Origin of the sequence: Desulfofundulus thermosubterraneus DSM 16057, assembly GCF_900142025.1 — a bacterium.
Taxonomy (GTDB): domain Bacteria; phylum Bacillota; class Desulfotomaculia; order Desulfotomaculales; family Desulfovirgulaceae; genus Desulfofundulus; species Desulfofundulus thermosubterraneus.
Genome location: NZ_FQZM01000003.1, coordinates 46814 through 61059 on the forward strand (window position 1 = coordinate 46814; position 14246 = coordinate 61059).

Annotated in this window: 13 protein-coding genes; 4 read left to right on the top strand and 9 right to left on the bottom strand. The window is 54.4% G+C overall.

Features of this window, described 5'->3' with window-relative positions; all coding sequences use genetic code 11:
• Positions 1-11 precede the first annotated feature (11 nt).
• From BUA65_RS00245 to yqfC, 9 genes are all read right to left on the bottom strand, one after another.
• Positions 12-1013: a magnesium transporter CorA family protein gene (locus BUA65_RS00245; RefSeq protein ID WP_500683350.1), complete on the bottom strand. Its 1002-nt coding sequence runs from the start codon at positions 1011-1013 to the stop codon at positions 12-14.
• Between the two features lie 416 nt (positions 1014-1429).
• Complete coding sequence (era, locus tag BUA65_RS00250) at positions 1430-2335, bottom strand: GTPase Era (protein ID WP_072866767.1); 906 nt, start codon at positions 2333-2335, stop codon at positions 1430-1432.
• A 54-nt stretch (positions 2336-2389) separates the two neighbouring features.
• The gene (gene cdd / locus BUA65_RS00255) at positions 2390-2869 is read right to left on the bottom strand and encodes a cytidine deaminase (RefSeq protein WP_072866768.1); all 480 of its coding nucleotides are present in this window, start codon (positions 2867-2869) and stop codon (positions 2390-2392) included.
• A complete protein-coding gene (locus BUA65_RS00260) occupies positions 2869-3264 on the bottom strand; it encodes a diacylglycerol kinase family protein (RefSeq protein ID WP_072866769.1) in 396 nt (131 codons plus the stop codon). The genes cdd and BUA65_RS00260 overlap by 1 nt, the downstream gene beginning before the upstream one ends.
• 59 nt (positions 3265-3323) lie before the next feature.
• Positions 3324-3782, bottom strand: coding sequence for an rRNA maturation RNase YbeY (ybeY, locus tag BUA65_RS00265; protein ID WP_072866770.1), 459 nt, complete (start codon positions 3780-3782; stop codon positions 3324-3326).
• A complete protein-coding gene (locus BUA65_RS00270) occupies positions 3736-5922 on the bottom strand; it encodes an HD family phosphohydrolase (RefSeq protein ID WP_072866771.1) in 2187 nt (728 codons plus the stop codon). Before BUA65_RS00270 ends, ybeY begins: the two co-directional genes overlap by 47 nt.
• A gap of 24 nt (positions 5923-5946) precedes the next feature.
• Positions 5947-6903, bottom strand: coding sequence for a PhoH family protein (locus BUA65_RS00275; protein ID WP_013823671.1), 957 nt, complete (start codon positions 6901-6903; stop codon positions 5947-5949).
• 49 nt (positions 6904-6952) lie between these two features.
• Complete coding sequence (gene yqfD / locus BUA65_RS00280) at positions 6953-8242, bottom strand: sporulation protein YqfD (RefSeq protein WP_072866772.1); 1290 nt, start codon at positions 8240-8242, stop codon at positions 6953-6955.
• A 56-nt stretch (positions 8243-8298) separates the two neighbouring features.
• Positions 8299-8568, bottom strand: a complete 270-nt coding sequence (gene yqfC / locus BUA65_RS00285; RefSeq protein WP_072866773.1) for a sporulation protein YqfC — start codon at positions 8566-8568, stop codon at positions 8299-8301.
• A gap of 239 nt (positions 8569-8807) precedes the next feature.
• Between yqfC and selD the strand changes: the two genes are divergently transcribed.
• The 4 genes from selD (at position 8808) to BUA65_RS00305 (ending at position 14197) form a co-directional block, all read left to right on the top strand.
• Positions 8808-9848, top strand: a complete 1041-nt coding sequence (gene selD / locus BUA65_RS00290) for a selenide, water dikinase SelD (protein ID WP_084061917.1) — start codon at positions 8808-8810, stop codon at positions 9846-9848.
• A 19-nt stretch (positions 9849-9867) separates the two neighbouring features.
• On the top strand, positions 9868-10485 hold the full coding sequence (gene yedF / locus BUA65_RS00295; RefSeq protein ID WP_207543832.1) for a sulfurtransferase-like selenium metabolism protein YedF: 618 nt from the start codon (positions 9868-9870) through the stop codon (positions 10483-10485).
• Positions 10486-11047: 562 nt separating this feature from the next.
• The gene (locus BUA65_RS00300; RefSeq protein WP_341349585.1) at positions 11048-11326 is read left to right on the top strand and encodes a metal-sensitive transcriptional regulator; all 279 of its coding nucleotides are present in this window, start codon (positions 11048-11050) and stop codon (positions 11324-11326) included.
• Positions 11327-11638: 312 nt separating this feature from the next.
• Positions 11639-14197 carry a heavy metal translocating P-type ATPase gene (locus BUA65_RS00305; protein WP_072866775.1) on the top strand — a complete coding sequence of 853 codons (2559 nt, stop codon included), beginning with the start codon at positions 11639-11641 and terminating at the stop codon, positions 14195-14197.
• The last annotated feature ends 49 nt before the right edge of the window (positions 14198-14246 follow it).

Consider the following 14246-nt stretch of genomic DNA (forward strand, 5'->3'; position numbering starts at 1 on the left):
ATAGAAAAATCTTATAACATATCTCTCTTCCTGAATATGAACAGAGCTACAATTGATAAAACAACGGACAAAAGAACTATACCGGAAAAAGCACCCTTCGAATTCTGGAATGGCAGATCTACGTTCATGCCGTACAAGCTGAACAGCATGGTAGGAATCATTAAAATGATGGTCACTGAAGTTAGAAACTTCATGACCATGTTTTGATTGTTCGAAATTATCGAGGCAAATGCATCCATCGTGCTACTCAGGATCTCGGCATAAATCTCACTCATTTCAATAGCTTGTTTATTTTCGGTGATTACATCTTCCAGCAAGTCCTCATCTTCTTCGTACATCTTTATTAAACCCACGTTCACCTCCAAAGACTCGGAGTCTTTAGCCAGGTGTGACTTTAATAGCTTTTCCATAACGATTTCATTTGCCCTTAAAGAGGTTGTAAAATAGACCAGGCTTTTTTCTAAACTAAATAACTTAATCAATTCTTTATTTTGCGTCGAACTGTGCAACCTTTGTTGAATTTCTTCACTTCTTTTGTCGATCTGCCTTAAGTAACGCAGGTAATGGATCGCTGTCTTATAAAAAATCTGTAAGAGAAAGCGCGTTTTTTTAAAGGTATAAAATCCCTTGATACGGCAGGAAGAGAATTCGCTTATAATAGCCAGATCTTCCAGGCAAACGGTAATAATAATGTTTTCTGTAATAATGATTCCTAAAGGAATTGTGTCATAAACATTATCCCTAATAATAGGCACCCTGATAATAATCAGCACACAGCCTTCCTCAACCTCGATACGGGAGCTTTCTTCTTCATCAAGAGGGTACTCTAAAAAGTCCACAGGCAGGGTAAGCTGGTGAACGACCTCTTGTATCTCTTCTCTGGTAGGGTTGACTAAGTTAACCCAGCTCCCCTTCTCTCCCAGCACATTGCTTTCTACCAGCGCCTCTCCCACACTTTTATATACTTTGAGCATATCTTCCCACCCCTGTTGTTGAGCTTTATCCTGTTCCAATGCCTTACTCGAATTTTACACAGGAACAAAGAACACATGTTGGCAACCATTATCTTGTATCTTGAGTTTTTCCTCAACACTTACCAGGGGTGCAGCAAGGCACTGGGGCAGTTCCCCAAAATCCTGTTCCGGGCGGCAATAAACCGGGCGCCGTAAAGTACCCGGGTCACTGACATCCAGGCCACCTCCTTTTTTTCAGGGGCGGCCCACCATCCCTGGAGCGTAGATACCGGGGCCAGCCCCTGTTTGTTTTAGTATGAACTTGTGCCTACTAGGGTCGCCGTCCACAGTACCACCTCCGGGAATTTTTGCAAAAATGAAAAGGGCCTTCACTTACGTGAGGAAGCCCGAAAACCTTAGCTGGCTTTCCAGCCAACATTACTTTATCAGAACCTTTCTTGTACTGTCAAGGAAAATTAATCCCTGCCGGCGTAACCAAAGTTCCGCAGGTACAGGTCCTGGTTACGCCAGTCTTCCTTGACCTTGACCCACAGGTCCAGGTATATTTTTGACCCCAGGAGAAGTTCCATTTCTTCCCTGGCCAGCCGGCCTATCTCCTTGAGCATCCGCCCCCCCTTGCCAATTAATATGGCCTTGTGCGATTCCTTTTCGGTATAAATGACCGCCCGCACATAGAGCAACTGGTCCGACCGCGGCTCTATCTCTTCCACCACCACGGCCACCCCGTGGGGTACTTCCTGGGTGGTCAGGTGCAGCACCTTTTCCCGGATCAATTCGGCCATAATAAACTGTTCCGGCCGGTCCGTGACCATATTGTCGGGATAATATTTGGGTCCATAGGGTAAGTAGGAAACCACCAGCTCAACCAGGTGGTCCAGGTTTTCCGGCTTGAGAGCGGAAACGGGGACAATCTCGGCAAAATTGTATTTTTGTCTGAAAACGTCGATCAGAGGTAGCAATTCCGCCTTATTTTCCAGCAAATCTATTTTATTGATCACCAGAATTACCGGAGTAGTTACCTCGCGGAGCTGGTTGATTATGTACTCGTCCCCCGGCCCCGGCAACTGGGGTTCAACCAGGAAAAGGATCACGTCCACTTCCTTTAGGGCGCCCAGGGCCACTTCCACCATGTATTCACCCAGTTTGTGCCTGGGCTTGTGAATTCCCGGCGTGTCCAGGAAAATGATCTGGGCATCATCACGGGTAATGATTGAATGGATTTTATGCCGGGTGGTCTGGGGCTTATCGGACATAATGGCCACCTTATGCCCCACCAGCTGGTTTAATAGGGTAGACTTCCCGACATTGGGGCGGCCAATTATGGCCACAAAACCCGACTTGAATTTCTCCTGTTCCACCATTTTCCTCCTTTCAGCCCTTTATCATTAAAGAGACTCCCCCGGGCAGCACCAAATTTACCTGTCTACCGGCTCCACAACACGAACAGGATTGGGGCGTGGGCTGTCTTCAATTTTCCCATCCTCCCCACCTTTTAACTTAAAGCTCAGGGGCAGCAGCTCAGCAAGCGTTTTTACTATATATTCACCATGGTGGTTACACATATAAACTTTTACTTCGCTTCCGAATTCAGCCAGCACCTGCCGGCAGGCGCCGCAGGGCGTGCAGTAATCCTCGCTGTCGGAAATCACCGCCAGGGCGGCAAATTGCCTCTCCCCGTTGCTTACTGCTTTAAAAAGGGCCACCCGCTCGGCGCAAACGGTTAAACCGTAGGAGGCATTTTCAATGTTACATCCGGTATACACTCTTCCTTCCGATGTCAGTATGGCTGCCCCCACCCGGAAGCCGGAATAAGGAGCGTAAGCCCTTTCCCGGGAAGCCCGGGCCGTGTTTATGAGCTTTTCTACGGGAAACTGCATCACCGGCAGGTCAATCATTAATTTCCACCTCGCCAGGAACGTGCCCAAAAGCGAACGAAGGCGTGCAGGTAAGGGTAAAACACCAATAGCCCTACAACCACCGAGTTTAAGGCAGCCAGCAGTACGGCTCCGGCGGCAACATCCTTGGCTACCCTGGCCAGCGGGTGGTATTTGGCGGTATAAAGATCAACCACCGTCTCCACGGCAGTATTGAACATCTCGGCAATGACAACCAGGGCGATGGCAAAGAGAATAATGAGGAGATCCCGCACCCCTACCCCCAGCAACAGAGCAACAGCCACCACAACCAGGGCGGCACCAAAGTGAAAACGCATGTTTGGCTGTGTGCGCAGGGTATAAGCCAGACCAGCCAGAGCATAACCAAGGCTTTTTCTGAAGCTGCCCCCGGCCATTGCAATGTCACATCCCGTAACCACAAGCTATTCTAAGGGCGGCGCTCTTAATGGCCCTCTTACCTGGCCAAACCCAGCCGGGCCAGGATGGCCTCCTCCTTTTCCCGCATTGCCCGGCATTCCACTTCCGTCTGGTGATCGTATCCCAGGAGATGCAGCACACCGTGAGCCACCAGAAAAGCCACCTCCCGCTCAAAGCTGTGCCCGTACTCCTCGCTTTGCCGGCGCGCCGTCTCCAGGGAAATCACCACATCCCCCAGCAGGGTTTCCCCCCCCGCTTCGGGCATCGGTTCTCCTTCCTGCAGGGCAAAAGAGAGTACATCCGTAGGCCTGTCCACTCCCCGGTATTCACGGTTTAACCGGTGAATGTACTCATCATCCACAAACACCAGGCTTACTTCCGCGTCCCCGGGGCCTCCGGCTAAAGAGAGCGCTTCCCCGGCCACCTTTACCACCAGGTTAACTAGCCGCTCACCCACCGGCACTTTTTCTTGCAGGTTGTTTACGAGAACCGGCACTCTTGCTTCTTCTCCTTTCCATTTCCTTACTCAGGTCGGGATATTCAATGCGGGTGTGAAATATTCCGCCCAGTACCTGCAAAAACGCCTCCGCAATTTTATCCAGGTCCTTAAAAGTCAGGTCGCATTCATCCAGCTGGCCGTCCATGAGCTTATCCTTGATAATTTTGCGTACCATTCCCTCTACGCGGCCCGGAGTGCGGTTTTGCAGGGAGCGGACCGCCGCCTCGACCGAGTCGGCCAGCATGACAATGGCTGCCTCTTTAGTCTGGGGCTTGGGTCCATCATAACGGTATTCGTCCTCATTGACATTTTCCGAGTGGCCGTTCTCCAGGGCCTTGTGATAAAAGTAAGAACAGAGCCCGCTGCCATGGTGCTGCTCGATAATATCAATAATGGCCTGGGGCAACTTGTACTCACGGGCCATTTCCACCCCGTCCTTGACGTGGGAGGTCAAAATCAAAGTGCTCAAGGAAGGGGCAATTTTATCATGGGGGTTTTCACCGTTCAACTGGTTTTCAATAAAAAAGTAGGGCCGTTTAATTTTGCCGATATCATGATAATAGGCACCCACCCGCACCAAAAGGGTTTCCCCGCCCACGGCCCCGGCTGCAGCCTCCGCCAGGTTGGCCACAATAATGCTGTGGTGATAGGTCCCCGGTGCCTCCGTAAGCAAACGCCGCAGCAGGGGATTGCTGGGATGGGACAGTTCCAAAAGATGGACTGCCGAGGTAATTCCAAAGGCGCTTTCCAGATACGGAAGGGCACCAATGGTTAGAATGGAAGACAAAATACCGTTAATCAGACCAAAACCCACGCCGGAAGTAATCATGAGGCCCCAGGGCGTGTTGCCTAAAAGGCCCATAATCAGAATGACAACGATATTGGCGGCGCTAGTATAAACACCGGCCCGTGCCAGATCACCCCGCTGGCTGAGCTTGCTGACGCTGTAAACTCCTACGAACCCCCCCACCAGGGCCACCAGTCCAAAATGGACTTGCCCATCGATCATCAGGGTCACCAGGAAACTCATTACCGCCACCACCAGCATGGCCAGGCGCGCGTCAAGCAAAATGGCAATTAGCATCCCGGCGGCGGCAATAGGGGTCATATAACCCACGAGGTTGCCCAACTCTGGCCAGTAGGGGATACTGATGGCCGTAATGGCCTTGCCCACGGCCAGTACCACCACGATAACGATACCCAGCAGGTACAGGTGACCGGCATGTTCGTAAATTTCCCGGTTCTGCTGGTAGAGATAGAGCAGTACCACCATCATCAGGAGGGCCACCAGCAAAGCGCTGCCAAGCAATATACGCCAGGGGACCCCGGTTTGGGTGAGGCCCAGAGCCTCCAGCTTGGCCAGATGTTCCCTGGTAACCACATCCCCAACCCGGATGATGATCTCGTTCTGCCTGATGGTCACCATCTGGGGCGGCACCGTGGCCATGGCCGCCTCCTTTAAGAGGCGGGTTTTTTCCGCATTGAAGAAGCTGTTCGGCCGCAGGTAATAACGGATTAGGCCCTGGGCCAGTTCCCGGTAGGGTTTGCTTAAACCCCAGCGGGCCACCTGGTCGGCCAGACTTGCCTTTTTAGCCTCCAATTTATCAGGCGTAATACCTTCCTCGCTATCCAGGGCCTGGGCCAACAGGCCGTTTACACTCCGCTCCACCTGATCCAGGGTGTGGGAAGCGGGCCTGGTAAGGGCCACCAGGGTTTCCTGGGACAAAGAAAAGGGCAGCACCTCCCGCAGGCGGGTTACCCGATCTTCCTCACTGGACCTGGTATCCTCCTGCACCTCGCGGATCCCCTGAATGGCGGTGGAAATATCCCGCTGAACCGCCGCACTTACCAGGGGATCCCGGTCGTACTGGTCGCGTACTGCCGCGGCAGCCTGGCGGCGCATTTCTTCGGTCTTGGCCTTATCTTCAAAAACAATACTGCGGGGGGCCGTAATCTGGACCGGGGAAACCTGTCCCTCCCGCAAATTAACCCGTTGGGGAACAAATTCGATGGAAATGAGAATGGTAATGAGCAAAAAAAAGATGACCGCGGCTGCGCTCCGCCGTACCCTGCGCCGTCCCATTAACGGAGCCAGCCGGTGAACAAACTGTTTTCCAATTGTGGTCAGAGGGAGCATCAAATTCACTCCTGCGCCACCGTCCTACGACCCTTCCTCATAGGCCCTGATGATTTCCTGAACCAGCGGGTGCCGGACTATATCCTCCCCCGTCAGATAACAAAAGGCAATACCGTTTACCCGGGCCAAAACCTTCTGGGCATGGACCAGGCCGGAAACCTGACCCCTGGGCAGGTCGATCTGGGTAATGTCTCCGGTAATTACGGCCTTGGAACCAAAACCCAGACGGGTCAAAAACATTTTCATCTGCTGGTCGGTGGTGTTTTGCGCCTCGTCAAGAATGATAAAGGCGTCATCCAGTGTCCTCCCCCGCATATAGGCCAGGGGAGCAATTTCAATAACATGCCTTTCCAGATATTTTTGGGTATTTTCCACACCCAGTACATCGTAAAGGCTATCGTAAAGAGGACGCAGGTAAGGATCTACTTTTTCCTGCAGATCCCCCGGCAGAAAACCGAGCTTTTCTCCGGCTTCCACAGCCGGCCTGGTTAGTACCAGCCGGTTGACTTCCTTATTGCGCAGCGCACGAATGGCCATAACCACGGCCAGGTAGGTTTTCCCCGTTCCCGCGGGGCCGATGGCAAAAACAATGTCGTGCTTGCGAATGGCTTCGATGTACTGTTTCTGCCCCAGTGTCTTGGGCTTCACCTGTTTTCCCCGGGCGGTAACCAGGGTCACCTCCCGCGCCAGGTGGGACAGGGCTTCCTGCATACCCGCCCGCACGGCCTTAATGGCGTAGTTAATTTCGTGTAAAGTTAAACGGTTACCCGCGCGGTAAAAGTCCTGCAACTGATTGAAAACCTCCCGGGCCTGGGCAACCTGTTCGGGGGGACCGATAATAATCACTTCCTCACCCCGGGTTACTACCCTTATGCCCAAGGCCCGTTCCATTAAAGCCAGATGTTCATCGTGACGCCCGAAAATCTCGGCCGCCGTGGCAATGTTATCCAGGATCACCCTGGCTTCAGTGTGTTCGCCCAACTTATCCCTCCAACTCCCTCTTGTTCCTATAGCAGCTAGAATAGACCTCTTATGGCTGGGAAGGGGGCGCCGGTACCTGATTTTGAGACTCTTCCCCCGGGGTAAAGGGTTGTTCAGTGCCGATTTCCTCAAGGCTCTCCACGAAGGCTTTGACCCGCACCAGGCTCTCCGGCTCTTTCACTATCAGCTCATCCAGCTGTTTGTGGACTATCCTGGCTCCTTGAGGTAACTGCTTTTGTACCGCATGCAACGCCCTCTCCCCGGCCAGGCGGCGGGCTTCAGCCCGGTTCCTGACCAACCGGTAGTTTTCCACTTCATAATATTTGCTGATAACTAGTTCGACGGGTAAATGAAGATTCCTCCATGGAGGAGGCTTTTTCACACTGGTCTCGGTTTGATAATGCAAAAAGGGTATTTTCTGGGGACCTGCTAAAATTATTTCCCTGCCTTTTATTTTCATACAAACCCTGGTAACCCGGTGACCGGTAAAACGTTTCCCCGTTTCTGCGAGGAGGGCTTCGCCGTAACCCTCGTACCATACCCGGGCCCTCACGATACCTGCAGCGTGCACGTATGTGGGCTGGCGAGGGGCCGGTTGTTCACTATGTGTTTCTGATCCCGGTTGTTCGGGCTTTTGTTCTTCGGAAGGAGGAATAATGCCGGAAATCAATATTTGACCGGGAACCACCGTATCCCCTTCCTTCGCCGCCGCGTGGCCGCTAAATACCAGTACCTCTTTGATTACGCCCGCTTTAATAGCTACAATATGGGCGGGAGATTGGTTTTTCTTCTCGGGAATAGTTTTTTCCACCACTTCAATGGTCACCTTTGTCCCCTTAACGTATACGCCGGCCCAGGAAATGGCGGGCAAATTTGCTTTCAGGGCTCTCTCCACCGCAGGGCAGTCCAAACGCCATTTGGGCACCCCCCGGTTCAGGCCGGCCGCTGAAGCCACAGATAAGATTTCCTTTCTGGGCACCCTACTGTTGCCGGTAACCTCGATAGTCCAGACAAAGGAGCTCAAGAAATACAGTCCAAGAACAAACAGTACGGCGCCAAAAGCCAGTGCCTTGCGCCGGGCCAGGCGCATCCATAGAAAAGGCAGACCTGCCCGCCGTGTGATATGAAAGCCACAGCGGGTGCGTCGCGCTATATGCCTTAAAGGCCGTACGGCACTCAAGCGCACATTGGCCCTCATGGTCTGCTCACCGGGCCGGGCAATATCCCAAAGGAAAATACCCCGGGCGGCAGCCATATTGATAAATTTTTCCGGTGCTTCTCCCCGGATGGTTATGGTGACATAACCGACGAGGAAATTCATCAATCGAAAAAGAAACATGGCTTGGCCTCCTTATTTTCCTGGGCCATGGGCACGATTTTTACACTGGCCTGTTCCTATTTGAACGTAATGGTCTTAATCATTCCTTCCACGCAAATCTCATCGGGGAGAATATTGCGCAGGATCAATTTCTCTCCGGTAATTTCCAGCTCCCCCTCTTCAATACCAACGCGCACAATTTGAGGGGTATACTCTAAAATGCCACGGTGGTTTTCAATGAAGGCCTGCAGATTTCCCATGAGCACGACACGGGGAAGGTTCAGCATTACATCGTTAGGAATCTCCAGAAATTCCGATAACCGTTTTTTCCATTCCCGCCAGGTCATCTTCCAACCCCTCCTTGCCAAAATATATGCGCCCGCCACGGACAAGATTACTTAAGGGCTGAAAAGCCCCGGCGGGCAGGTTACAGGTTATAAAGATCTTCTCTGCATCGAAACCTGGCCATAAAATCTTATTATCGGGCAAATAAAGGAACCTATCTATTAAAGAACGAAAAAAAGATATGCTATCTTGTAAGAAAAGCCGGGGACAAGGAAACTGCAAAAGTTAGGGGTGAGTAAATATGGCTGAAAAAATTCGCCTGACCACCCTGGCCAAAGCTGCCGGGTGAGCGGCCAAGGTGGGACCGGCCACCCTGTCGCAGGTGCTGCGGCAGATGCCACGCCTTGAAGACCCTCACTTGCTGGTAGGGCTGGAAAAGGCCGACGATGCAGCGGTATACCAGCTAACGGAAGATATGGCCATCATTGAAACGGTGGATTTTTTTACCCCGGTGGTGGATGATCCCTACCTTTTTGGCCAGGTAGCCGCAGCCAACGCCCTGAGCGACATTTACGCCATGGGCGGGCGGCCCCTTTTAGCTCTGAATATTGCCTGTTTCCCCACCTGCCTGCCTCCGGAGATCCTGGCTGAGATTCTCAAAGGGGGGGCGGATAAGGTAAAGGAAGCCGGAGCCATCATCGCCGGAGGACACACGGTCCAGGACGAGGAACCCAAGTACGGGCTGGCCGTCACCGGTTTAGTGCATCCCCAAAGGGTATTGACCAATGCCGGCGCATTGCCTCAAGATGTCCTGATCCTGACCAAGCCCCTGGGTACGGGCATCATTGCCACGGCCGTCAAAGCGGAGCTGGCTCCTCCGGAAGCCCGGGAAGCCGCCCTGGCCAGCATGATTGCCTTAAACAGGGAGGCAGCCTCGGCCATGCTTTCCGTGGGGGCACATGCCTGTACCGATATCACAGGGTTCGGGTTGCTGGGGCATGCTGCGGAAATGGCCGAAGCCAGCGGGGTAAGCATGGTTTTTGAATATGGCCGTCTGCCCCTTTTGCCTGAAACAGTGAAACTGGCCTCCATGGGCCTGATTCCCGGCGGGGCCTATCACAACCGGGATCACCTTGGTGAAGCGGTTACATTTGCCAAAAGCCTCACCCCCGCCCAGCAGATGGTCGTGTTTGATCCCCAAACCTCCGGGGGACTGCTCATTGCCACTCCGCCGGAGCGGGCGGACCGCCTCCTGCAAAAGCTTCACGCCAACGGGGTGACGGCGGCCCGGGCCATCGGCCGGGTGGTGGAAAGGCAGAGCTGGCTAATCCGGGTGGAATAATAAACAAGAGGTGAATGTTATGGTGAAAAAAGAAGTGGACTGCCGGGGGCTGGCTTGCCCCCAGCCGGTAATCAACACCAAGAAGGCGCTGGAGGAAATCGCCGCCGGTCAAGTAATCGTCACCGTAGACAACCCGGTGGCCCGGGAAAACGTAACCATGTTTGCTAGAAACGCCGGCTATCCCGTACAGGTTGCCGAAAAAGAAGGTAACTTTGTGATCACCATAACCAAAGGGGAAGCGCCGGAAAAAGCCCCGGACAACGCCGTAAAACCTGTAGCACAAAGTACCGGGGAAGCCCGCCCCCTGATCTATTTCTTCACTTCCAACCTGCTGGGGCAGGGTGCTCCCGAACTGGGGATGACGCTGTTGAAAAGTTTATGCGCCACCCTGGCCGAAACCGACCCGCCCCCGGATAAGCTCATCTTTTTAAATACGGGGGTATTCCTGACCTGCACCAACTCCCCGGTCCTGCAACATTTAAAAAAGATGGCCGAAAGGGGCACGGACATCATCTCCTGCGGCACCTGCCTGGAGTACTACCGGATAAAAGACAGCCTCCAGGTGGGCCGGATAAGCAACATGTACGAGATTAACGAGGCCCTGCGCGGCCCCGGAAAGGTGATCACCGTACCGTAAGCGGCCGCCATATGGCAGATATTCAGTAAAGGCCGTGTGACGTTTTCAGCACCACCAACGGAAGATGAAAACGGCTGCCGTTTTGCACGAAGCGAACGACCTTGACCCAGCACTCAACAGACTCGAAAGTGATTGTGTTTAGTCGGTCATCATTCGAAGCCTGTTGAGTGCTGGGCAAACTTAGCGAGACCGAGGGTGGAGGCGGGGCCGAGGGCATGGATGACGAAAATGGAGGTTAGAGCTTCAAACGTCCAAATTGGCCGGGAACCCCGCCGGAGCCCGAGGTCGAGCGCTAGTTTGCCCAGCACTCACTGCAACCAGAGTTCTCTGATGGTATGATGCTAACTAGAGACTTTTTAAATGCCTGCGAAGGTCCTACACCCGATGGGTGAGTGCTGGGGAACAGAGCGAACGCGTGCAAAACGGCAGGCGTGTATATTTTTCAGATCAGAGTTACCTACTGAATCTTGATACGAACACGAACAAAACTCTTCTTGACACCAGCAATTGCCTCTTGATATATTCTTTATAGGATACCCCAGTAGGGTAGGATGGTGAGTGATTGGGATTGTCCTATGTGGAAAGAAACAAAGAAGACCTCTTAAACCGCCTCAAAAAAATTGAGGGGCAGATTCGCGGCATTCAAAAGATGCTCGAGGAAGACCGCTACTGCGTGGATATCCTCCTGCAGATCAGTGCCACCCGGGCGGCACTGCAAAAGGTGGCCCTCTCCCTTTTGCGGAGTCACACCCGGGGTTGCGTGGCCCGGGCCATCCGCGAGGACCGGGGTGACGAGGCCATCGATGAGCTCATGCAGGTACTGGATCAGTTCACCAGATAACCGGCGTCCAGCGCCGGGCAGGAAAGGAGGTCGACCCGCGTGTTGAGAAAGCGTTACATGCTGCGTCCCGTAGCCCACTGTAAAGGCGGCTGCTGAATACAGTCCCGGGCAAGACGGTAAACTGCCCGCGTAAAAGCCCGCAGGGAAAAAACTGCGGGTTTCTTAATTTAAAAGTGAGGGCGCGGGACATTCTAAAGAAAAATAAATATTGACTTATTCCAAAGGACAGGGTTAAGATTAAGTAAATACCCTACAGGGGTATAGTAGAAGAAAACGGTCGAGGCTGCCGGTACCGGTGAAGGAGGAAAAAATATGAAACAAGCCAGCATCCCCGTAGAAGGCATGACCTGCGCCGCCTGCGTGGCCCGGGTGGAACGGGCTTTAAAAAACACACCCGGGGTAACTGGCGCCGTGGTCAACCTGGTCACCGGAAAGGCCAGTGTAGAATACGACCCGGAAAAGGTATCCGTGGAACAACTGGTCAAGACCATCCGGGAACTGGGCTACCAGGTGCCCACCGGGGAAATACACCTGACGGTAAGGGGCATGAGTTGCGCGGCCTGTGTGGCCCGGGTGGAACGGGCGGTTTCCGGGCTGCCCGGGGTGTTAAATGTAACCGTTAGCCTTCCCGCGGAAGCCGCCCGGGTAACCTTTTATCCGGGAACGGTAACACCCGTCCGGATTAAGGAAGCAATCGCCGGTTTGGGCTACGAGGTGGCTGAGAAGGCCACGGGCCGGGAGGCCCTGGACCGGGAGAAGCAGGCCCGCCGGCAGGAAATACGCCGCCAGGCCCGGAACATGTGGATTGCCTGGCCCCTATCCCTCCTGGTCATGCTGGGCATGTTCCGGGACGTGTGGATTCTCCCCCGTTTTGTACCCGAGTTTATAGGCAATACCCTCTTTTTGTGGGCGCTGACCACCCCGGTGGTCTTTATCGCCGGCTGGCAGTTCTTCGTGCACAGCTTCAACGGCTTAAAGAAAGGCGCCACCGATATGAACCTTCTCTATGCCACGGGAATAGGAGCCGCATACATCATTGCCACCATCAACACCCTCTGGCCCGGGGCCGGCTTTGGGGGTAAAGGGGCCACCTTTTTTGAGTCGGCCGCCCTGTTAACCGCCTTTATCGTCCTGGGCCGCTACCTGGAAGCCCTCACCCGGGGGCGCGTCTCCGAAGCTATCCGGAAGCTGCTCAACCTGCAGCCCAAAACCGCCCGGGTGATCCGGGAAGGCCGGGAGATGGAAATTGCCGCCCTTGAGGTGGTGCCCGGTGATGTGGTGGTGGTGCGTCCCGGGGAAAGCATCCCGGTGGACGGAAGGGTAATTGAAGGGCATTCGGCGGTGGACGAGTCCATGATCACCGGGGAAAGTATCCCGGTGGAGAAAAAGCCGGGTGACGAAGTAATCGGAGCCACCATCAACAAAACAGGGACCTTTAAATTTGAGGCCACCAGGGTGGGGCGGGACACGGCCCTGGCCCGGATCATCCGCCTGGTGGAAGACGCCCAGGCCACCAAGGCACCTGTACAAAGGCTGGCCGATCTGGTGGCCGGGCACTTCATTGCAGGAGTCCATGTGCTGGCACTGGTCGTTTTCCTCTTCTGGTTTTTCTACGGTTACCACGCCTTTTTCCGGCCGGACAGCCACTTTATCCTGTCACCTTACAGCCTGGCCGAGGTGGGGGTTTTCGGTTTTGCCCTGCTTTTGAGCGTAACCACCCTGGTTATCTCCTGCCCCTGCGCCCTGGGACTGGCCACCCCCAGCGCCATGATGGCCGGGACGGGAAAGGGAGCGGAAAACGGCATTCTTTTCAAAGGAGCCGATGCCGTGGAAGCCACCGCCGCCCTGCAGGCGGTGCTGTTTGATAAAACGGGCACCATTACCCGGGGCGAACCCTCCCTCACCGACGTTATTCCCGCTCCGGGCTTCACGCGGGAGGAACTACTCAGTCTGGCCGCTGCGGCGGAGAAGAACTCGGAGCACCCCCTGGGTGAAGCCATTGTCCGGGGAGCGGAAAAGGCCGGCGTAGCCGTAAAAGAAGCGGAGGAATTCGAGGCCGTCCCCGGCCACGGCATCAAGGCCCGCTACCAGGGCCGCACGATACTGCTGGGCAACCGCCGGCTAATGGAAAGGGAAGGAGTGGCCTTTGAAACCCTGCTGCCCTCTGTGAAATCCCTGGAGCAGGATGGGAAAACCGCCATGCTCCTGGCGGTGGACGGGCAAGCAACCGGGGTAATTGCAGTGGCCGATACGATAAAAGAGCATGTGCCCCAGGCCATTGCCCGGTTGAAAAAAATGGGCCTGCAGGTGATCATGATCACGGGGGACAACCGCCGCACCGCCGAAGCCATCGCTCGCCAGGCGGGTATTGAAAAAGTTCTGGCGGACGTGCTGCCCCAGGATAAGGCCGAAGAGGTGCGCAAGCTGCAGGCCCGCGGCCTGCGAGTAGCCATGGTGGGAGACGGTATCAACGACGCCCCGGCCCTGGCGGCCGCCGACGTGGGTATGGCCATTGGAACCGGTACGGATATCGCCAAGGAGACGGGCGAGGTAATCCTGATCAAGGCAGACCTGCGGGACGTGGTTTCGGCCATTGAAATAGCCCGGGCGACAATGCGCAAAGTGCGGCAAAACCTGGGCTGGGCCTTTATCTACAACAGTCTGGGCATTCCTATTGCCGCCGGCCTTCTCTATCCATCTACCGGGCTGATTGTAAGCCCGGAGCTGGCCGCCTTCTTCATGGCCATGAGCTCGGTCTCGGTAACCCTGAACACCCTGCTCTTAAAACGTTTTATTCCCTCCATGAAGAAGGAACAACAGGAGCCCCGGGGAGAGGCAGGACAACCATTACCCAGCCCGGCGTTGCGGTAACAGCAAAAACGGGAGATTCAAATCAACACTCGCCACCAGGAACCGGAAA

What these genes read in the sequence shown, in the direction of transcription:
- era (WP_072866767.1), bottom strand. Translation starts at nt 2,335, where the DNA reads ATGGTGGAACAGGAGAAATTCAAGTCGGGTTTTGTGGCCATAATTGGC.
- cdd (WP_072866768.1), bottom strand. Translation starts at nt 2,869, where the DNA reads ATGATTGACCTGCCGGTGATGCAGTTTCCCGTAGAAAAGCTCATAAAC.
- BUA65_RS00260 (WP_072866769.1), bottom strand. Translation starts at nt 3,264, where the DNA reads ATGGCCGGGGGCAGCTTCAGAAAAAGCCTTGGTTATGCTCTGGCTGGT.
- BUA65_RS00270 (WP_072866771.1), bottom strand. Translation starts at nt 5,922, where the DNA reads ATGCTCCCTCTGACCACAATTGGAAAACAGTTTGTTCACCGGCTGGCT.
- yqfD (WP_072866772.1), bottom strand. Translation starts at nt 8,242, where the DNA reads ATGTTTCTTTTTCGATTGATGAATTTCCTCGTCGGTTATGTCACCATA.
- yqfC (WP_072866773.1), bottom strand. Translation starts at nt 8,568, where the DNA reads ATGACCTGGCGGGAATGGAAAAAACGGTTATCGGAATTTCTGGAGATT.
- yedF (WP_207543832.1), top strand. Translation starts at nt 9,868, where the DNA reads ATGGTGAAAAAAGAAGTGGACTGCCGGGGGCTGGCTTGCCCCCAGCCG.
- BUA65_RS00305 (WP_072866775.1), top strand. Translation starts at nt 11,639, where the DNA reads ATGAAACAAGCCAGCATCCCCGTAGAAGGCATGACCTGCGCCGCCTGC.